Consider the following 20,508-nt stretch of genomic DNA (forward strand, 5'->3'; position numbering starts at 1 on the left):
CTCCTCTGGTGTGCTTGCTTGTCAGTAGGCGGCGCGGATCGCCGGGTAGAGGCGGCGATAGCGCTGGTAGGTGTCCTCGTAGGCGGCGCTCAGCGCCGTCTCGGGTTCGATCGTCTCGGCTGTCGCCGGCGCGCTGCAGACCGCAACGGGGTCCGCACCGGTTGCCGCGACGAGGCCGAGGCGGGCGGCGCCGAAAGCGGCGCCGAAATCGCCGTCCGCCGGCAGGTCGACGGGCAGGTTCAGCGCGGTGGCGATCGATTTCAGCCAGTAGCGCGAGCGCGAGCCGCCGCCGATGGCGGTGACGCGGGAGAGCACCGTTCCGGCGGATTTCAACGCTTCGAGACTGTCGCGGATGGCGAAGGAGACGCCTTCGAGCACGGCCTGCGTCAACACCGTGCGGCTGCTCTCATGGCCGAGGCCGAGGAAGGCGCCGCGGATCGCCGCATCGTTGTGCGGCGTGCGCTCGCCCGAAAGATAGGGCAGGAAGGTGACGCCGGACGGCGCTTTCAGCGCATCGCCGAGTTCCTGTGTCAGGTCTGCGGCGGAGGCACCGGTGACGCGCGAATGCCAGTTCAGCGCATCGGTGGCCGACAGGATCACGCCCATCTGGTGCCAGGTGCCCGGCAGCGCATGGCAGAAGGCGTGCACGGCACTTTCCGGGTTCGGCAGGTAGCTGGCATTGGCCGCAAACACCACGCCCGACGTGCCGAGCGAGACGAAGGCCGCCCCCTCTCGCACCGTGCCCATGCCGCAGGCCGAGGCGGCATTGTCCCCCGCCCCGCCGGCAACGACGATACCGGCGCCGAACCCCCATTTTGCGGCAAGCTCCGGCCGCAGGATGCCGGCGGCATCGGTGCCTTCCACCAGCGCCGGCATCTGGCGCTCCTCGAGCCCGGTCGCCGCCAGCAGTTCGCCGGACCATTTGCGCGCGCCCATATCGAGCCAGGAGGTGCCCGCCGAATCCGACATTTCCGACATGTGCTCGCCGGTGAGCCAGACGCGCAGAAAATCCTTCGGCAGCAGGACCCAGCGGACCTTCGCAAAGACATCCGGCTCGTTGTTCTTCACCCAGGCGAGTTTCGGCGCGGTGAAGCCGGGAAAGACGATATTGCCGGTGACCCTGCGAAAGCGTGGATCCGCATCGAGCGCCGCCGCCTCGCGGTGGCTGCGCGTGTCGTTCCACATGATGCAGGGGCGCAGCACCCTGTCCTCGGCGTCGAGCAGCGTCGCGCCGTGCATGTGGCCGGACAGGCCGATGCCGCGCACAGCGGCGAGCCCGGCGGGATGGGCGGCGCGAAGGCCGGCGATCGCCTCCTCCGTCGCGCGGATCCAGTCCGCCGGATCCTGCTCGGACCAGCCGGCCTGCGGCCGCGCGGTCTTCACCTCCGTGCTGGAGGCCGAACCGACGACCGTCTGCTCCGCATCGATCAGCATGGCCTTGACGCTCGACGTGCCGAGGTCGATCCCGAGATACATGGCGTTCTCCCTAGTTGCCGTCATCCCCGTCCGGACCGGCCGGAAGGTTGTCCTTGATGAAGATATCGAGGCGGATGCGCTCCTGCGCCGCGATGACGGGCAAGCCGTCCGCCTTGGCGCGCAGCACGCGGATGGCGCTGCGCACCTCGTGGCCGGCGTCCTGGTTGAGCACGGCATCGATGGTGCCGGTTTCGAGCGCGGCGCGGGTATGGTCCGTCAGTTCGTGGGCAATCACGCAGATATCGTCGCGGTCGCCGGCGGCAAGCGCCGCGACGAGGCCCTGGTTGCCGGCACCGAGGCTGTAGATGCCTGCAAGGTCCGGAACGGCGGCGAGGCACTCCGAAATCAGCGCACGGGAGCGGGCAGGATCGTCCTGCCCCTCCAGCACCGGCAGGATCGCGCGCGTGACGGGCATATCCGCCATCGCAGCGCAAAAGCCCTCCAGGCGCTCGCGATGGTCGCGCACGCGCATCGAGCCGGCGAGCACGGCGACGGGGCCGGGCCGGCTACCGAGGAAACGCCCCAACAGGCTGCCGGCCGTTCGGCCTGCGGCAATGTTGTCGACACCGACGAAATGATCGCGGCCGGAACCGGCAAGGTCGGAAACGAGCGTGACAAGGGGAATGCCGGCCGCATGCGCCCGGCCGATGGCCGCGGAGACCTCCGGCGCATCCACCGCGACGGCGGCGATGCCGGAGACCTTTTCGGCAATGGCGCCGTCGATGGCCTTCGCCAGCGCGCCGGCGTCGAAGGCGGGAACGGTGACGACGGCAAGCCGGGTGCGCTCGTTCGCCGAATGCATGCCGGCGCGGCGCACCTCCGCCTCGAGCCCGCGCATGAAGGGATTGTCGCCCGCCGGCAGGATGAAGACGAGCGGATAGACCCGGCTCTTGGCAAGGTTCGCCGCCGCCACGTCGCGCACATAGCCGAGCGCCGCAATCGCCGCCTCGACCCTGGCCCGCGTCACGCCGCGAACGCCGGGCCGGCCGTTCAAGACGCGGTCAACGGTGGCGAGGCTGACGCCCGCCTTGTCGGCAATATCGTGAACCGTGGGTCTCATCTCTCCTCCGTGCCGAGACCCATAGAGGAATTTCTGATGTACGTAAATCAGAAATTTTCACGCTGCTGCCCGGCCGTGATTTTTCAGCCAGAAAAGCGCTTGCTGAAAGCGTGGGTGAAGATGATCGCACCCGGCTCATTTCCGGCGCGGGCCAGCACGACGTCCATGAATCCGTCCGTGACGCGGACGAGCGCAAAGCCGCCCAGGAAGGCCGCGATGGGCTTGAAGATATCGTAGCCCTCGCGGTCATAGATCATCGGTGTCGGATGCTCGTGGCCGTGGAAGATGCCGACGACATTGGAGCCCTTGAGCGTCGAAAGCAGACCGGCACGCTCCTCCTCCGTCCACCAGTGCGCGGAGCCGGTGCCCTGCGGATCGAAGGTCTTTGCCGCCGGATCCCAGTGTTCGGTGGAAAACCGGTCCCAGCCGTAGTGCTGGAACAGCACGACCGGCCGGCCATCCGCCGCATAGGTGACAAGGTCCTGCTTCAGCCAGGGCAGGCCGCTGATGGCGCCCTTGGTGTCGTCGCCGCCGAAGCGCTGGAGCTGCACGAGATGCAATCCGCCCCAGTCCCAGGAGAAATTGTCCGACTCGATATCGTAGTTCGTCACCGGCACCGGCGCCTTGTAAAAGACGGTGGAGCGGTGGTTCAGCTCGACATAGTCGCGCAATTCGCGCCGGTACCAGTCGAGATGCGGCGGCACGCCGTCCTGGTCGAGGTCGTGATTGCCGAGGCCGTTATAGACCGGATAGTGCACGCGGTCCGACCCCGTGCCCTGCTGGTAGCGGCTGGCGAACTGCTGGAGCTGCCGCCCCTCGCCCGGCACCTTTACCTGCCCGCCGCCGTCATCCGTCATGTCGCCGCCGAGCACCAGGCCGAGCGGCGCCGCGATGGTCGTGCCGGCGCCGGCAAGGCCGGACGGCCTGCCGTCGATCTCCGCCGGCCAGGCAAGGCCGCCGACCGCATTCACCGCCGCGACATGCCGCAGCAGCGCCGCATCGGTCTTGCCCTCGTCCGCACAGTTGGGGCTGAGCCCGTCCGCCGAGACGAGGCAGGCATGCACGTCGCAGGAGAAGAGGAAGGTCGCATCCGTCGCCGGCCGGGCCGCGCGCGAAGGGAACACCGGCAAGGCAAGCGAGAGCCCCAGGCCGCCGGCGGCGGTGAGGAGACGACGGCGCGTGGGATCGAACGACAAACGGGGCCTCCGGGCAGGGACAGGACCACCCCATTGTGACGGAGCGATCCCGATCACCGCAAGAGGCAGGTTCAGTGCCCGCCGCCCCGCACCGCGCCCTGCGGCTTGCGGATCGCCAGCACACAGAAGATGAGCGTCGCAAAGAGGCCGGTGAGCAGCACGAAGATGTCGATGAAGGACAGGATATAGGCCTGCTGCTGCACCAAGCCGGCCATCTGCTTGACGGCGATGGCGGGGCCGTCGAGGCCATGGGCGCTGTAGTTCGCGGCCATGCTGTTCATGCGCTCGACGGCTTCGGGATTGCCCCACTGCACATGCTCGGAGAGGCGCAGGTAATGCTCCTGCGAGCGCTGGGTGAGGATCGTGTTGATGACCGCGAGCCCCACGGCGCCGCCGAGATTGCGCGTCAGGTTGAAGAGGCCGGAGGCATTGCGGATGCGGTCGGGCGAGAGCGTGCCGAGCGCCACGTTGTTGATCGGCACCATGCAGATCATCAGCGAGACGCCGCGCAGGATCTGCGGCACGAGCAGTTCGTAGAAATCCCAGTCGGCCGTCAGCTGCGTCATCGACCAGGTGCCGAGCGCGAAACCGCCGAAGCCCATCATCATCATGACGCGCGGATCGAGCCGCGACGACATCATGCCGGCGATCGGCGCCGTGCAGAACATGGCAAGGCCGGAGATGAACAGCGTCTCGCCGATCATCAGCGAATCGTAACCGCGGATGCGCGCCAGATAGAGCGGATAGAGATAGGTGAGGCCGTAGAGGCCGATGCCCATCGTGAAGGAGAAGATCGAGCCGAAGGCGAAGTTGCGGTTCGCGAAGGCGCGCAGGTCCACCACCGGGAACGGCACCTTGAAGGCGCGCCAGAAGAAGACCACGGCGCCGACCACGACGGCGACGGATCCCATGACGATATGCTCGTCGCTGAACCAGTCCTTGTTGTTGCCCTCTTCCAGCACATATTCGAGCGAGCCGAGGAACACCGCCATGGAAATGAGGCCCCACCAGTCGAAGCGCTTCATCAGGCTGAATTCCGGCTTGTCGAAGTCGATGAGGTTCCAGGTCAGCACCGTGACGATGATGCCGGGGATGATGTTGACGAGGAACAGCCAGTGCCAGGAGAAGGCGTGGCTGAGATAGCCGCCGACCGTCGGGCCGATGGTCGGCGCGAGCGTGGCGACGAGGCCGATCATCGGCGAGACGACCGACCGCTTGGAGGGCGGGAAGATGGTGAAGGCGGCCGCGAAGACCGAGGGGATCATGCCGCCGCCGATGAAGCCCTGGATGGCGCGGTAGACGATCATCTGGTCGATGTTCGTCGCGGTCGCGGCAAGCGCGCTCGCCAGGGTGAAGCCGGCGGCCGAGAAGGCGAAGAGCACGCGCGTCGAGACGATGCGCGCCAGCGTGCCCGACAGCGGGATCATGATGACCTCGGCGATGAGATAGGAGGTCTGCACCCAGGCGATCTCGTCGGCGCCTGCGCCGAGGCCGGCCTGGATCTCCGAGAGCGAGGCCGAGACGATCTGGATGTCGAGGATCGACATGAACATGCCGAAGACCATCGCGAAGAACGCAACGACGCGGCGGACGGGAACCTTGTCGGCCTGCGCGGGCGCCGCCGTCAGGGCGCCTGCTGCCGGTTGAGCGGTCGCGGCCATCGCCCGCGCTCCCTTGCTGGAGGTCTCTACTCGGCCCGGGCGGCGAGCGCCGTGCCATCCGGCGCCGTGCGGCTGTCGACGTCGACGACGACGCTGAGGCCGGCGCGCAGCTTGCCGCTGTCCAGCACCTCCCGGGGGATGGCGATGCGAACCGGCACGCGCTGCGTGACCTTGGTGAAGTTGCCCGTGGCGTTTTCCGCCGGCAGCAGCGAGAAGACCGAGCCGGAAGCCGGCGCGATCGAATCCACCGTGCCGACAATGTCGTCCTCCTCGAAGGCATCGACATGCAGATGCACTTTCGAGCCCGGCACGAGACGGGCGATCTGCGTTTCCTTGAAGTTCGCCTCGACATAGAGGTCCTTCACCGGAACAAGGGCCGCAAGGCGCTGGCCGGCCGAGACGAGATCGCCGACCTGCACGGAAATATTGCCGACGACGCCGTCATAGGGCGCCTTCAGCACGGTGAAGCCGAGGTCGCGCTCGGCCTTGTCGCGGGCAAGCTCCAGCGTGCGGATCTGGCTTTCGGCTTCCGCGCGCTGCGCCTCGAGCACGGTGATGGCCGCCCTGGCAGCAACGATATTGGCATCCGCGCCGACGAGATTGGCCTTGGCCTGGTCCAGCGCCACGGTGGCGCTGTCGAGCGAGGCTGTGGTGCCGACGGCCTTGGCGTTCAGCTCCTTGGCGCGCTTTTCGGCGACTTGCGCGCCGCTGAGGGCTGCCTGGTAGGCCGTCTTCTGGGCATCCGCCTGGGCAAGGCTTGCCCTGGCGCCTTCGATCTGCGCGTCGATGCGGCCGAGCGAGAGCTTCTGCGTCGCGATCTGCGCCTCGGCCTGCTCGCGGGCGAGCCGATAGTCACCGTCATCGAGCGTGACGAGCGGATCGCCGGCCTTCACCGTCTGGTTGGCGACGGCGTTGACCACGGCCACATAGCCGGAAACCTTGGGGGAGATGGAGGCGATATCGCCCTCGACATAGGCGTCGTCCGTCGAGATCATGAAGCGGCCGTTCGTCCACCATTCATGGCCGTACCAGCCGGCGGCGGCGATGAGGGCGACGGCAAGGATCGGCAGCGCAAGGCGCCGGCCGCCCTTTCTGGTCTCCGGCTGGGCCACGGTGGCGGCGGGTGCAGTCTCCGCCGTGGTTGCCGGCCGCGCCTCGGCGGTCTCCGCCTCGAAATCATCGTTGACCGGACGAACCTTCGCCGTGCCGGCGCCATGGGAAGTCGACATGGGCTTGCCACCATCTCTGGGATAAAATTCCGAACTGAACCGTTCGGTTCGATTTGACATAGTCCTCTTTCTCGCGCATATCAAGTAGAAATCGAACCGCTCGGTTCGAAATAGCTGGCGAGGCTTCGAGCGCGGGAACGGAGATGCAGACGACGGAAGAAAAATCGGCAGCCCCGCATACGGGCCGCCGCATTGCCGGCGAGGATCCCGCCAAGCGCGAGCAGATCCTCGACGGCGCGAAACGCGTGTTCATGGAACAGGGCTTCGAGGCCGCCAGCATGAACGACATCACGCGTGCCGCCGGCGTTTCCAAAGGCACGATCTACGTCTATTTCGAGAACAAGGAAGACCTGTTCGGCTCGATGATCGAGCGCGAGCGCCGGCGGATCACCGAAACGGTGCGCCATGTGCTCGACGGCAGGAAGCCGATCACCGAGACGCTGAAGGAATTCGGCACGCTGTTCGCCACCCACATGACGGCGGACCAGACGATCCGTGCCATGCGCATGGTGATCGCCGCCAACCATCGCCTGCCGAAGCTCTGTAGCCGCTTCTTCTCCGCAACGCCGATCAACCCGGTCTCGGTGCTGCAGGAATATCTCGATCGCCAGGTGGCGGCGGGCATCGTCGTTTCGGACGACACGGCGCACGCGGCCAAGCAGTTCATCGAGCTCACAACGGTCGGTCTTTTCAAGCCCCGCCTCTTCGGCGCGATGGAGGAGGTGCCGCCGAAGGCCGTGATCGAGCAGAACGTCGCCTCGGCCATAAGGGTCTTCCTCGCAGCCTATGGCGCGAAGCCGTAAAGCCGGGAAAACCGCCGGCCGGCCGTCCATCAGATGACGAAATCGTGATATGAGCTTGAACGGCCCTCGCTCAGCTTGTCAGCGGTCAAATTCTGCATAAATACGGAAGTCCATTCTCAAACCCGTATTTGGAGAGGAAGACCGGATGGACAGCATTCTTGCGCTCGTGCAAGACCCGGCCGCCTGGATAGCCCTCATCACGCTCATCGTGATGGAGGTCGTTCTCGGCATCGACAACCTTATCTTCATCTCGATCCTGACGAACAAGCTGCCACCCGAGCATCGCGAACGGGCCCGCCGCATCGGCATCGGCCTCGCGCTCATCATGCGCCTTGCGCTGCTCGGCACCGTCGCCTGGATCGTCCAGCTCACCACCCCGGTCTTCGAGGCCTTCGGCCATGGCTTCTCCTGGAAGGACATGATCCTGATCGCCGGCGGCCTCTTCCTCGTCTGGAAGGCGACGAAGGAGATCCACCACAATGTCGATCCCATCGACCACAAGGAGGACATGGTCGGCGGTGCGGTCTCGACGACCTTCACGGCGGCGATCGGCCAGATCCTGCTGCTCGACCTCGTCTTCTCCATCGACAGCATCATCACGGCCGTCGGCATGACGCCGCACCTGCCGATCATGGTGGTCGCCGTCCTGGTTGCCGTCGCGGTCATGCTGCTCGCGGCGACCCCGCTTGCCAACTTCATCGAGAAGAACCCGACGATCGTCATGCTGGCGCTCGCCTTCCTCCTGATGATCGGCACCACGCTGATCGCCGAAGGCATGGGCTTCCATGTGCCGAAGGGCTATGTCTACGCCGCCATGGCCTTCTCGGCCCTTGTCGAGGTGCTCAACATGTTCTCCCGCCGGGCGCGGCAAAAGAGCAAGGCCTCTGGCCACTAGCACAGAAAGACCGGCGGGACGAAGGTCCCGCCGGCTTCCGTTTGGAAGGGTGTCGAAGACGGGCCGGACGGGTGGGGAGCTCGACTGCCGTTTCGTTGGCCACGGGAAGAAACCGGAAAAACGCCCGCATTCTCCATCTCCGTCGCGTCCGGTTGACACGGCCCGCCTTCTCTTGGCAAACCTTTCGCCGGGTGGATTGTTCCGCGAAAGTTTGTAACCGGTTTGCGCGTCGTGCAGGAACCGGAAAGGCCCGTACGGAATTCATGCCGAGCATCGTCCCGCCGCACGGACCATAACATGACCCTTGAGCAGACCTTCGCCTTCGTCGTCATCTCACTTATGATGGCGGCGTTCATCTGGGGACGGTTCCGCTACGACCTCGTTGCCTGTTGCTCGCTGCTTCTGGCGCTCACGCTCGGCATCGTGCCCTTCGACAAGGCCTTTTCCGGGTTCAGCGACGACATCGTCATCATCGTCGGCAGCGCGCTGATGGTGAGCGCGGCCGTCGCCCGCTCCGGCATCGTCAACCTCGCGGTCAAGCGCTTCTTCCCGAACCTCACCGCCGGCCGCGCGCAGCTCGCGCTGCTGCTCGTCTCCGTCGCGGTGCTCTCGGCGTTCATCAAGAACATCGGCGCGCTCGCCATCATGATGCCGCTCGCCTTCCAGTTCGCCCGGAAATCCGGCACGCCCGCCTCGAAGTTCCTGATGCCCATGGCCTTCGCCGCGCTGCTCGGCGGCCTGATGACCCAGATCGGCACCTCGCCGAACATCGTCGTCTCGCGGCTGCGCCAGGAGATCACCGGCGAGAGCTTCACCATGTTCGACTTCACGCCCGTCGGCGCCACGCTGGCGGTCTGCGGCATCCTCTTCATGCTGTTCTTCAACCGCATCGTGCCGGAACGCACGAACAGCAATGCCAGCATCGAGGAATCGCTGGAGGCCGCCGCCTATTCCTCCGACGCCACGGTGGAGGAAGGCTCGCCCTCGGTCGGCAAGTCGCTGAACGACGTGCTGAAGCATGGCGACGGCGAGGTGATCGCCACCGCCATCATCCGCGGCCATGTCCACCTCTCCCCGCTGCCCGACGTGCGCCTTGCCGCCAGGGATACGATCCTGATGGAGGGTACGGCGAGCGCACTCGACAAGGTCGTTTCCGCCGCCGGCCTCATGCTGTCCGGCAAGCCGATCCGCGCCGGGCGCGGCGAGGAAGGCGAGATCAGCGCCATCGAGGCCGTCGTCGGCAACGATTCCCGGCTGATCGACATTTCGGCGCGCAGCATCGCGCTGTTCCATTCCTACGGCATCAACCTGCTCGCCGTCAGCCGCCAGGGCGAGCGGCTGCGGGAAAAGCTCTCCGAGGTGCGGCTGCGCCCCGGCGACATGGTCGTGCTGCAGGGCAATAACCGCACCCTGCCGACGCTCTTGCCGGAACTCGGCCTGCTTCCCCTCGCCCAGCGCGAAATCCTGCTCGGCGCTCCCCGCCGGGCGATCATTCCCGTGCTTGTGCTGATCGCCGCCATGGCCTCCACCGCCGTCGGCCTCGTGCCGGTGGCGACCGGCTTCTTCGCCGCCGCCGTCGCCATGGTGCTCTTCCGCGCCGTGCCGCTGCGCGAGGCCTATGCCGCGCTCGACGGGCCGATCCTCATCATGCTCGCCTGTCTCATCCCCGTCTCCGACAGCCTGCGCACGACGGGCGCCAGCGAGCTTATCGCCGGCTGGCTGGGCGATGTCGCCGTGCACCTGCCGCCCTTCGGCGCGCTCGCCCTCATCCTTCTGACCGCCATGGCCGTCACGCCCTTCCTCAACAATGCCGCGACGGTGCTGGTCATGGCGCCGATCGCGGCGAGTTTCGCCGGCGCGCTCGGCTACCGGCCGGAGGCCTTCCTGATGGCGGTGGCGATCGGCGCGGGCTGCGATTTCCTCACCCCCGTCGGCCACCAGTGCAACACGCTGGTCATGGGGCCGGGCGGCTACAAGTTCGCCGACTATCCGCGCGTCGGCCTGCCGCTGTCCTTCCTCATCGTGCTGGTCAGCGTGCCCGCGCTGCTCTACGTCTGGCCGGTGCAATAGGCCGGACTGACTTTTTCTTGACGTGCCGGGCTGAATATGGTCTCACCCAGCCCAACGGAAGGCCCTTTCCCGCCGCATATCCGGCGCAAAACCGGGCTCTCCCTCCCTAACGTGACGCCTTCGACGCCGGAACCTCCGGCCGGGGGCGTAAAACCATGTCAAGACGGGCCAAACCATGAGCACTTCCGCAACCGCCTCCGGCGTTCGCGTACGCATCGCACCCTCCCCGACCGGCGAGCCGCATGTCGGCACCGCCTATATCGCGTTGTTCAACTATCTCTTCGCCAAGAAGAACAACGGCACCTTCATCCTGCGCATCGAGGATACGGACGCCACGCGCTCGACGCCCGAATTCGAGCAGAAGGTGCTGGACGCGCTGAAATGGTGCGGCCTCGAATGGTCGGAAGGCCCCGACATCGGCGGCCCCTACGGCCCCTATCGCCAGTCCGACCGCAAGGACATCTACCGTCCGTTCGTCGACAAGATCGTCGAGAACGGCCATGGCTTCAAGTGTTTCTGCACGCCCGAGCGGCTGGAGAAGATGCGCGAGGCGCAGCGCGCCGCAGGCAAGCCGCCGAAATATGACGGCCACTGCCTGCATCTTTCCGCCGAGGAAGTGGCCGCGCGCGTCGAGGCGGGCGAGCCGCATGTCGTGCGCATGAAGATCCCCGCCGAAGGCTCCTGCAAGTTCGTCGACGGCGTCTACGGCCCGGTCGAAATCCCGTGGGACGCCGTCGACATGCAGGTCCTGCTCAAGGCCGACGGCATGCCGACCTACCATATGGCGAACGTCGTCGACGACCATCTGATGAAGATCACGCATGTCGCGCGCGGCGAGGAATGGCTCGCCTCGGTGCCGAAGCACATCCTCATCTACCAATATCTCGGCCTCGAGCCGCCGGTCTTCATGCACCTGTCGCTGATGCGCAACCACGACAAGTCGAAGCTCTCGAAACGCAAGAACCCGACGTCGATCTCCTACTATTCCGCGCTCGGCTATCTGCCGGAAGCGCTGATGAACTTCCTCGGCCTGTTCTTCGTCCAGATCGCCGAGGGTGAGGAAATGCTGACCATGGATCAGCTCGCCGAAAAGTTCGACCCGGAGAACCTGTCCAAGGCGGGCGCGATCTTCGACATCCAGAAGCTCGACTGGCTGAACGGCCGCTGGCTGCGCGAGCAGCTTTCGGAGGAAGAGTTCGTCCAGCGCGTGCTTTCCTGGGCGATGGAGAACGACCGCGTCCGCCAGGGGCTGAAGCTCTCGCAGTCGCGCATCTCCAAGCTCGGCGAACTGCCGGACCTTGCCGGCTTCCTGCTGAAATCCGATCTCGGCCTGACGCCGGAGGCCTTCGCCAAGGTGAAATCCACGCCGGAAGAAATCCTCGAAGTCCTCAATCAGGTGCAGCCGGACCTCGAAAAGATGCCGGAATGGACCGTCGAGAGCATCGAGGCGGAACTGCGTGCGAGCGCCGACCGGCTCGGCAAGAAGCTGAAGGTCGTCGTCGCCCCGCTCTTCGTCGCCGTCTCCGGCTCGTCGCGCTCGCTGCCGCTCTTCGATTCGATGGCGATCCTCGGCCGCTCCGTCGTGCGCCAGCGTCTGAAGGTCGCGGCGCAGGTCGTCGCCTCGATGGTGGGCAGCGGAAAGTAAGGAACAAGAAAGAATGAACGAGAAGACAGAAACCGCCCTTTCCTCCGACCCGACGGAAGTCCGCCGCCAGAAGCTCGCCCAGCTTCGCGAGACGGTCGGCGACGTCTACCCGGCGCATTTCCACCGGACGATGACCAATGCGGAGCTTGCGGAAAAATACGAGGGCCTGGAGCCCGACACGGAAAGCGGCGACGTGGTGACGGTCGCCGGCCGCGTCTATTCCTCGCGCAATTCCGGCATGTTCATGGATATCCATGACGCCTCGGGCAAGATCCAGATTTTTTCACACAAGGATACGACGCCGGAGGAAGCCCGCGCGCTGCTGCCGATGATCGACCTCGGCGACATCATCGGCGTGACGGGCGTCGTGCGCCGCACCAAGCGCGGCGAGCTGACGATCAACGCGCAGGACATCGTCATGCTGACGAAGACCCTGCTGCCGATGCCGGAAAAGTGGCATGGCGTCTCGGATGTCGAGATCCGCTACCGCAAGCGCCACCTCGACATCATGACCAACGAGGAATCCAAGCTCCGCTTCCAGCAGCGCTCGAAGATCGTCTCCGGCATCCGCCGCTTCATGGAGAACGACGGCTTCATGGAAGTCGAGACGCCCATGCTGCACTCCGTCTATGGCGGCGCGACGGCCGAGCCCTTCAAGACGCACCACAATACGCTGAAGCTCGACATGTTCCTGCGCATCGCGCCGGAACTGTTCCTGAAGCGCACGCTGGTCTCCGGGCTTACCGACAAAGTGTTCGAGATCAACCGCAACTTCCGCAATGAGGGCGTGTCCACCCGGCACAATCCCGAATTCACCATGATGGAGTGCTACTGGGCCTATGCCGACTACGAGGACATCATGGACCTCGTGGAACGCCTCTTCGCCGAGCTCGCGGTCAAGATCCACGGCTCGACCGAATTTTCCTACGGCGACAAGGAAATCTCCTTCAAGGGCCCGTTCAGGCGCGTGCCGATGCCCGACGCCGTCAAGGAAGCGACCGGCATCGACTTCCTCGCGATCAAGACGGACGAGGAGGCGCGCGCCGCCGCCAAGGCCGCCGGCTTCGAGATCGAGAAGGACTGGACCTGGGGCGAATGCCTCGCCTTCATCTTCGAGGAGAAGGTCGAACCGACGCTGATCCAGCCCTCGCACGTCACGCACTTTCCGAAGGACATCTCGCCCTTCGCCAAGGAAGTGCCGGGCGAGCCGCGCCTCGTCGAGCGGTTCGAGACCTATTGCAACACCTGGGAGCTCGGCAACGCCTTTTCGGAGCTGAACGATCCCGAAGAACAGCGTGCCCGCATGGTCGAGCAGCTGGAACAGGCGCATGCCCGCGGCGAAAAGGCCAAGCAGCTCGACGACGAGTTCCTGGATGCCATCGACCAGGGCATGCCGCCGGCCGGCGGCCTCGGCATCGGCGTCGACCGCCTGATCATGCTGCTCACCAACGCCCCGTCGATCCGCGACGTCATCCTCTTCCCGGCACGCCGGGCAAAGGTGGATTGAGGGCTGAGGCGGCTGATACCGGCCACCTTTTGTCTGATTTCGTCCTTGGCTCTTGCTCCTCACCCTAACCCTCTCCCCGCAGGCGGGGAGAGGGACGTGGCTCACGACCGGGTATTGGTTGAGGAAACGAGCGCGTCCTACCCCCTTCTCCCCATTTACGGGGAGAAGGTCGCGGCAGCGGGATGAGGGGCATCCCCTCCTCTAACCGTCAATGTTCGCTGGCGGCGACCTCGTGCGACCCTTCTTCGGCCGGCGCCTCGCCGTGGCCGCCCTCGGCCTTGGCCTCAGCGTGGCCACCCGCTTCCTCGACCGCATGCGGATCGACGCAATCCGCCCGATCCTCCATCGCGGTGACGATGGTCTTGATCTCGTCCAGCGACAATTCCTTGCGCTCACCGTAGAATTCGCCGTTGCCCGCCGGCTGGCCGGTCGTGTAGCGCGCGACGAACGGCGCCGTCATGCCCGGAATGGCGGAAGGATTGCGTGTGAAGAGCACCTCGGCGCCGATGGCGCGGCCGCGCATGTCGGCCCGGTTCACCGGGCCGGCAGCATCGAGCAGGATGACCTGGTAGAGATCGGCCTCCTCGTGATTGGACACGGCGCCGGCGACACGCAGCGCCGTCTTGACGCGTGTATCCCCGTCCCTGGCGTCCGAACGCACATATTTGCGCAGCCAGTGCTGGCCGTTGCGCTCGAGGCGGACGGTGGACACCGTCGTGCAGGCGGCGCCCGACACCTGTTCCGCCGGCGGCCCGAGCAGCGCATCGCGCCCGACGAAGATCGCGGCGGCCCCCGACGCGCCCGTCAGCACGACGACGCCGGCGACGATGATCAGAAGCTTCCGGGACAAGCGGAAAGAGGTCGGAAGGAACTTCACGGGCGGTGGTCTTCTCTTGAAACGCAGGAACACGAACGCGCCGAGAGCACGCGAACTGCACGCACTCTACCGGCCGGGCGTTTCGGAAGTTTTAAACGCCGGACGTCCGATTTCGGGACGTTGTTGCGAATGATTTGCAATTGCGTTGACAGCGGCGAAAACAGCCCTATAGTTTAATGCAACTCATTCGCAAAAGCAGACAAGGAGAGCCGATGCTCCGCCGCTCATTCCATGCCCTTCTCCTCAGCCTGCCGCTCCTTGGCGCGGCCCCTGCCCTGTCTCCCGCCCTTGCCCAGGAAAAGCCGAAGGTCGTCACGACCTTCACCATCATCGCCGACATCGCGGCGAATGTGGCGGGCGATGCCGCCATCGTGGAATCGATCACCAAGCCGGGCGCGGAAATCCACAACTACCAGCCGACCCCGCGCGACATCCTGAAGGCGCAGGACGCCAAGCTCGTTTTGTGGAACGGACTGAACCTCGAGCTCTGGTTCCAGAAATTCCTCGCCAATCTCGGCGACGTGCCGAACGTCACCGTCAGCGAGGGCGTCGAGCCGATGAGCATCGTGCAGGGTCCCTATGAGGGCAAGCCGAACCCGCATGCCTGGATGTCGCCGGCCAACGCGCTCATCTATGTCGAGAACATCCGCAAGGCGCTGGCCGCACTCGATCCCGCCAATGCCGCGACCTACGACGCCAATGCCAAGGCCTACAGCGAGAAGATCACCGCGCTCGGCGTGGAGATGAAGGCGAAGATCGACGCATTGCCCGAGGAAAAGCGCTGGCTCGTCACCAGCGAGGGCGCCTTCAGCTACCTCACCCGCGATTTCGGCCTCAAGGAACTCTTCCTCTGGCCGATCAACGCCGACCAGCAGGGCACCCCCATGCAGGTGAAGGCCGTGATCGACGCGGTGCGCGAACACAATATCCACGTCGTCTTCTCTGAAAGCACCGTTTCCGCCGATCCGGCAAAGCAGGTCGCCGCGGAGACCGGCGCGGCCTATGGCGGCGTGCTCTATGTCGACTCGCTGAGCGAGGCGGACGGCCCCGTGCCGACCTATCTCGACCTCCTGCGCGTCACCTCCGAAACCATCGTGAAGGGTCTTTCACAATGATGATGGGTGGCAGGCCGAAGAAGGTGGACGGCATTCTCGCCGAGGACGTGACCGTCACCTATCGCAACGGCCACACGGCGCTGACGCATGCCAGCTTCTCCGTTCCCAAGGGCACGATCACCGCGCTCGTCGGCGTCAACGGCGCCGGCAAGTCCACGCTCTTCAAAGCGATCATGGGCTTCGTGCCCGTCGCCGCCGGCAAGGTGACCATCCTCGGCCTTTCCGTGAAGGAGGCGCTGAAGAAGAACCTCGTCGCCTATGTGCCGCAGGCCGAGGAGGTCGACTGGACCTTCCCCGTGCTCGTCGAGGACGTCGTTATGATGGGCCGCTACGGCCACATGAACTGGCTGCGCATCCCGACGAAACGCGACCACGAGATGGTCGACGAGGCGCTGTCGCGGGTCAACATGAGCGATTTCCGCAAGCGCCAGATCGGCGAGCTTTCGGGCGGGCAGAGGAAGCGCGTCTTCCTCGCCCGCGCGCTCGCGCAGGAAGGCCAGGTGATCCTGCTCGACGAACCCTTCACCGGCGTCGACGTGAGGACGGAGGAGCAGATCGTCGAGCTGCTCGGCAAGTTGCGCGACGAAGGCCGCGTCATGCTGGTCTCCACCCACAATCTCGGCAGCGTGCCGGATTTCTGCGACCGCACCGTCTTCGTGAAGGGCACCGTCATCGCCTCCGGCCCGACGGCCGAGACCTTCACCGAAGCCAATCTGGAGCGCGCCTTCGGCGGCGTGCTGCGCCACTTCATCCTCGGCGGCCACGACCTGCACGACGACGAGGACAAGCGCTCCGTCAAGGTCATCACCGATGACGAGCGCCCCTTCGTCATCTACGGCGAGCGCGAGGCGGAGAAGACACCGTGATCGACACGCTCCTCGAACCCTTCGGCTACGGCTACATGGTGAACGCCATGTGGGTGAGCGCGCTGGTCGGCTGCATCTGCGGCTTTCTCTCGGCCTATCTCATGCTGAAGGGCTGGTCGCTGATCGGCGATGCCCTCTCCCATTCCATCGTGCCCGGCGTTGCCGGCGCCTACATGCTGGGCCTGCCCTTCGCGGCCGGCGCCTTCCTCTCCGGCGGGCTTGCCGCCGCCGCGATGCTTTTCCTCAACCGGAAGACCCGGCTGAAGGAAGACGCCATCATCGGCATGATCTTCTCCTCCTTCTTCGGCCTCGGCCTCTTCATGGTCTCGCTCGCACCGACGCCGGTGAACATCCAGACCATCGTGCTCGGCAACATCCTCGCCGTCAGCCCCGAGGACACGATCCAGCTCGCCATCATCGGCGTCGTCACGCTCGTCATCCTGCTTCTGAAGTGGAAGGACCTGATGGTCACCTTCTTCGACGAGAGCCACGCCCGCTCGATCGGCCTCAACCCGACGGGCCTGAAGATCCTGTTCTTCACGCTGCTCAGCGCCTCGACGGTCGCGGCCATGCAGACCGTCGGCGCTTTCCTCGTCATCGCCATGGTGGTGACGCCGGGCGCGACCGCCTACCTGCTGACGGACCGCTTCCAGCGGCTGATCACGATCGCCGCCGCGCTCGGCGCCGGCACCAGCCTCGTCGGCGCCTATATCTCCTATTTCCTCGACGGGGCGACGGGCGGCATCATCGTCGTGCTGCAGACGGCCATCTTCCTCCTCGCCTTCCTCTTCGCGCCGAAGCACGGCCTTCTTGCCGCGCGCCGCAGGGGCCGCCTCGCCCTCGAAACCCTGGAGGCGAAACAGCCATGAACGAGACGCTCGACCTTGCGATCATGCCCTTCCAGCTCGCCTTCATGCAGAACGCCTTCCTGGTGACGCTGATGATCGCCCTGCCGATGGCGCTGCTCTCCTGCTATCTCGTGCTGAAGGGCTGGTCGCTGATGGGCGACGCGGTCTCCCATGCGGTTCTGCCGGGCGTCGTCATCGCCTATGTCGTGGGCCTGCCCTTCGCCACCGGCGCCTTCGTCGCGGGGCTGTTCTGCGCGCTTTCGGCCGGCTACCTCAAGGACAACAGCCGGGTGAAGGAGGATACGATCCTCGGCATCGTCTTTTCCGGCATGTTCGCGCTCGGCCTCGTTCTCTATGTCAAGATCCAGCCGGACATCCATCTCGACCACATCCTCTTCGGCGACATGCTCGGCATCGGCGCAGCCGATCTCGTGGAGACGGCGGCGATCGCTGCAGCCTCGACGGCCTTCATCCTCCTCTTCCGCAAGGATCTGCTGGTGCAGGCCTTCGACCGGCAGCACGCCGCTGCCATCGGCCTGCCGGTGAAACTGCTGCACTACGGCCTGCTCGCCGTGCTGTCCCTCGTCGTCGTCGGCGCGCTGAAGGCGGTCGGCATCATCCTCGCCATCGCCATGCTGGTCGCGCCGGGCGCCATCGCCGCCCTCCTCACCCGGCGTTTCCCGAGCATGCTCATGGTCGCCGTCGCGGTTGCCCTCGGCGCCACCTTCTTCGGCATCTGGCTGAGCTTCCTCATCGACAGCGCCCCCGCCCCGACCATCGTGCTCCTGATGACCATCCTCTTCGTGCTCGCCTTCCTGTGGCAGGTGCTCCAGAGCCGCCGCAAACCCGTGCAGGAGGCAGGTAAGCAAGCCTGATCCGGCCCGGCCTGCCGCTCAGTCGACAGCCGGACGCTTTCCGTCTATCGTCCGCCGCGATCCGCCTTTCCTGCTTCGCGGGCGGCGGCACAACGAACGAAAACAACACGCAACGGGACGGCATGGCGCATATCGGTATCGTCGGCGGCGGCCTCATGGGCTGCGCCACAGCGCTCAATCTGTTGGAACATGGCCACAGCGTCACCATTCTGGAGCGGGACGCCGGCGGCCTGCCGGCATCGGTCGGCAATGCGGGTATCCTGGCGGTGCCGGAAATCGATCCGCTCGCCCGGTTGGACATGCTGCTCTCCGTGCCGAAATGGCTGCTCGACCCGCTGGGGCCGCTGACCCTGCGCTGGCAGGATCTGCCGGCGCTCACCCCTTGGCTGATCCGCTTCCTCCTTTCCGCGCGTGCCGGCAAGGCCGCCGAAAGCCGCATGGCCCTGCTCCGCCTGATGAAGACGGCGGAGGCCGATCATGTGCACCTCGGCGCGATGGCCGGCCTCTCCGGCCATATGCGTGATACCGGCGCGCTGACGGTCTTCGACACCGTCGCGGCCCGCGACAAGGTTTTCTCGCACGAGGCGGAGAATGCCCGGCTGGTCGGCTGCACCGTCGAGGCGCTGGACGTGGCGGAAGCCCGCCGCCGCGTGCCGGCCCTGTCGGGGCCTTTTGCCGGCGCCATCTTCAATGACGGCTACAAGACCTTCGAATATCCGCTGACCTTCCTGCGCCGCCTGCAGGCGCTGCTGCGCGAACGCGCGGCGTTGATCGACGCCACCGTGTCGCGGGTCGCCCGGGCGGAGAGCGGCATTACCGTGACGACGGAGGGCGGCCGGACCTTCACCTTCGATCGTCTTGCGATCACCGCGGGCGTCTGGTCGCGCCGTTTCGTCGCCGATCTCGGCCTGAAGGTGCTGCTCGAAACCGAGCGCGGCTACAACACCACCTTCATGAACCCGTCGATGACGCTCGAAATGCCGGTCTTCTTCTCCGAGCACGGCTTCGTGGCGACACCCTTCGAGAATGCGCTGCGTATCGGCGGCGCGGTGGAGCTCGCCTCGCCGGACGCGCCCGCCAACTACAGGCGCGCCGCCGCCATGCGCAGGAAGATGCGCCGCTACGTGCCGGACCTCCAGGAGGAAGGCGGCACCGAATGGATGGGCCGGCGTCCCTCGACGCCGGATTCGCTGCCCGTCATCAGCCTGCATCCGGCCGATCCGCGCATCGCCTTTGCCTTCGGCCACGGCCATCTCGGCCTCACGCTTTCCGCAACGACCGGCCGCCATGTGGCCCGGCTGCTTGCCGGCGAAGGCGAAAGCGCGCTTGCTCCCTTCTCCATCGCCCGCTTCCAGTAGGCGCGCGATCCCACGACCACAAGAAGCCCCATAAGAACAACAAGAAAGAGACCGACCATGCACAAGGTTATTTTCGACACCGATCCCGGCGTCGATGACGCCATGGCGCTGCTGTTCCTGCACAACCATCCCGAGATCGACCTCATCGGCATCACCACCGTCTTCGGCAACGCCGCCATCGAGACCACGACACGCAACGCATTGTTCCTGAAGCGCGAATGGGGCATTGCGGCGCCCGTGGCCCGTGGCGAGGGCAAGACCTACAACCCGATGCGCAACCCGATCGACTGGCCGGTGATGATCCATGGCCACGACGGACTCGGCAATATCGACGTACCCGACACGATCGACCTGCCGCTCGATCCGCGCCCGGCGCACCGCTTCATCATCGAGACGGTGCGGGCCAATCCCGGCGAGGTGACGCTGATCGCCGTCGGCCGCATGTCGAACCTCGCCTATGCACTGAAGGAAGATCCCGGTATCGCCGGCCTCGTCAAGCAGGTCATCATCATGGGCGGCGCCTTCGACGTGCCCGGCAACATCACGCCTGCGGCCGAAGCCAACATCCACGGCGACCCGGAAGCCGCCGACGCGGTGATGACGGCGCCGTGGAAGGTGGTGGTGGTCGGCCTCGACGTGACGATGAAGACGGTGATGACCCGCAAGCGCCTCGCCGACCTCACCGAGCGCAACGGCAGGCACCTGAAGCTGCTCTCCGGCATCTCTCAGTTCTACATCGACTTCTACGGCCAGCATGTGGAGGAGGAGGGCATGGTGGTGCACGACAGCTGCGCCTGCATCTACCTCGTCGCCCCCGAGCTCTTCACCACCCGCCCCGGCACCATCCGCGTCGTCGCCGGCGGCATTGCCGACGGCCAGACGATCCAGAAGCCGGATACCCGCAAGTTCCCGCCGGGCAACTGGGACGACCTGCCAAGCCAGCACGCCTGCATCGGCATCGATGCGGAAAAGGTGATGGCGCTGCTCGGCGAGACGCTGGCACGGTAGGACGAAATGACCGGCCGGT

17 protein-coding genes are annotated in these 20,508 nt (G+C 65.8%); 11 read left to right on the top strand and 6 right to left on the bottom strand.

Annotated elements, in window-relative coordinates; translation table 11 throughout:
* Positions 1-21: 21 nt before the first annotated feature.
* The 5 genes from xylB to WMC41_RS17275 form a co-directional block, all read right to left on the bottom strand.
* Positions 22-1,476 carry a xylulokinase gene (gene xylB, locus WMC41_RS17255; RefSeq protein WP_432345084.1) on the bottom strand — a complete coding sequence of 485 codons (1,455 nt, stop codon included), beginning with the start codon at positions 1,474-1,476 and terminating at the stop codon, positions 22-24.
* A gap of 10 nt (positions 1,477-1,486) precedes the next feature.
* Positions 1,487-2,536, bottom strand: a complete 1,050-nt coding sequence (locus WMC41_RS17260; RefSeq protein WP_432345086.1) for a LacI family DNA-binding transcriptional regulator — start codon at positions 2,534-2,536, stop codon at positions 1,487-1,489.
* 83 nt (positions 2,537-2,619) lie between these two features.
* On the bottom strand, positions 2,620-3,732 hold the full coding sequence (locus WMC41_RS17265; protein WP_432345088.1) for a metallophosphoesterase: 1,113 nt from the start codon (positions 3,730-3,732) through the stop codon (positions 2,620-2,622).
* Positions 3,733-3,803: 71 nt separating this feature from the next.
* Positions 3,804-5,393: a DHA2 family efflux MFS transporter permease subunit gene (locus WMC41_RS17270; protein ID WP_432345090.1), complete on the bottom strand. Its 1,590-nt coding sequence runs from the start codon at positions 5,391-5,393 to the stop codon at positions 3,804-3,806.
* 26 nt (positions 5,394-5,419) lie between these two features.
* Complete coding sequence (locus WMC41_RS17275; protein ID WP_432345092.1) at positions 5,420-6,622, bottom strand: HlyD family secretion protein; 1,203 nt, start codon at positions 6,620-6,622, stop codon at positions 5,420-5,422.
* A 143-nt stretch (positions 6,623-6,765) separates the two neighbouring features.
* Here WMC41_RS17275 and WMC41_RS17280 point away from each other — a divergent pair, with 143 nt between their 5' ends.
* From WMC41_RS17280 to lysS, 5 genes are all read left to right on the top strand, one after another.
* Positions 6,766-7,425: a TetR/AcrR family transcriptional regulator C-terminal domain-containing protein gene (locus tag WMC41_RS17280; protein WP_432345095.1), complete on the top strand. Its 660-nt coding sequence runs from the start codon at positions 6,766-6,768 to the stop codon at positions 7,423-7,425.
* Positions 7,426-7,570: 145 nt separating this feature from the next.
* A complete protein-coding gene (locus tag WMC41_RS17285; protein ID WP_244768198.1) occupies positions 7,571-8,320 on the top strand; it encodes a TerC family protein in 750 nt (249 codons plus the stop codon).
* A 297-nt stretch (positions 8,321-8,617) separates the two neighbouring features.
* Positions 8,618-10,390: an SLC13 family permease gene (locus WMC41_RS17290; protein ID WP_432345098.1), complete on the top strand. Its 1,773-nt coding sequence runs from the start codon at positions 8,618-8,620 to the stop codon at positions 10,388-10,390.
* Between the two features lie 175 nt (positions 10,391-10,565).
* Entirely contained in the window at positions 10,566-12,035 is a 1,470-nt protein-coding gene (gene gltX, locus WMC41_RS17295) for a glutamate--tRNA ligase (RefSeq protein WP_432345102.1), read from the top strand.
* Positions 12,036-12,048: 13 nt separating this feature from the next.
* Positions 12,049-13,542 (top strand): lysine--tRNA ligase, encoded by a 1,494-nt coding sequence (lysS, locus tag WMC41_RS17300; protein ID WP_432345105.1) that lies wholly within the window; start codon positions 12,049-12,051, stop codon positions 13,540-13,542.
* A 208-nt stretch (positions 13,543-13,750) separates the two neighbouring features.
* Here the strand turns inward: lysS and WMC41_RS17305 are convergent, their stop codons facing one another.
* A complete protein-coding gene (locus WMC41_RS17305) occupies positions 13,751-14,392 on the bottom strand; it encodes a hypothetical protein (protein ID WP_432345107.1) in 642 nt (213 codons plus the stop codon).
* 239 nt (positions 14,393-14,631) lie between these two features.
* Between WMC41_RS17305 and WMC41_RS17310 the strand changes: the two genes are divergently transcribed.
* From WMC41_RS17310 to WMC41_RS17335, 6 genes are all read left to right on the top strand, one after another.
* Positions 14,632-15,534 carry a metal ABC transporter substrate-binding protein gene (locus WMC41_RS17310; RefSeq protein WP_432345110.1) on the top strand — a complete coding sequence of 301 codons (903 nt, stop codon included), beginning with the start codon at positions 14,632-14,634 and terminating at the stop codon, positions 15,532-15,534.
* A complete protein-coding gene (locus WMC41_RS17315; RefSeq protein WP_280531076.1) occupies positions 15,531-16,400 on the top strand; it encodes a manganese/iron ABC transporter ATP-binding protein in 870 nt (289 codons plus the stop codon). The genes WMC41_RS17310 and WMC41_RS17315 overlap by 4 nt, the downstream gene beginning before the upstream one ends.
* Positions 16,397-17,269, top strand: coding sequence for a metal ABC transporter permease (locus WMC41_RS17320; protein WP_272806608.1), 873 nt, complete (start codon positions 16,397-16,399; stop codon positions 17,267-17,269). The genes WMC41_RS17315 and WMC41_RS17320 overlap by 4 nt, the downstream gene beginning before the upstream one ends.
* Positions 17,266-18,123 carry a metal ABC transporter permease gene (locus tag WMC41_RS17325; RefSeq protein ID WP_432345112.1) on the top strand — a complete coding sequence of 286 codons (858 nt, stop codon included), beginning with the start codon at positions 17,266-17,268 and terminating at the stop codon, positions 18,121-18,123. Before WMC41_RS17320 ends, WMC41_RS17325 begins: the two co-directional genes overlap by 4 nt.
* Before the next feature lie 122 nt (positions 18,124-18,245).
* A complete protein-coding gene (locus tag WMC41_RS17330) occupies positions 18,246-19,481 on the top strand; it encodes an NAD(P)/FAD-dependent oxidoreductase (RefSeq protein WP_432345114.1) in 1,236 nt (411 codons plus the stop codon).
* 57 nt (positions 19,482-19,538) lie between these two features.
* Positions 19,539-20,489, top strand: a complete 951-nt coding sequence (locus WMC41_RS17335) for a nucleoside hydrolase (protein ID WP_432345117.1) — start codon at positions 19,539-19,541, stop codon at positions 20,487-20,489.
* The last annotated feature ends 19 nt before the right edge of the window (positions 20,490-20,508 follow it).

It is taken from the genome of Shinella yambaruensis (assembly GCF_050859155.1).
Classification (GTDB): domain Bacteria; phylum Pseudomonadota; class Alphaproteobacteria; order Rhizobiales; family Rhizobiaceae; genus Shinella; species Shinella yambaruensis.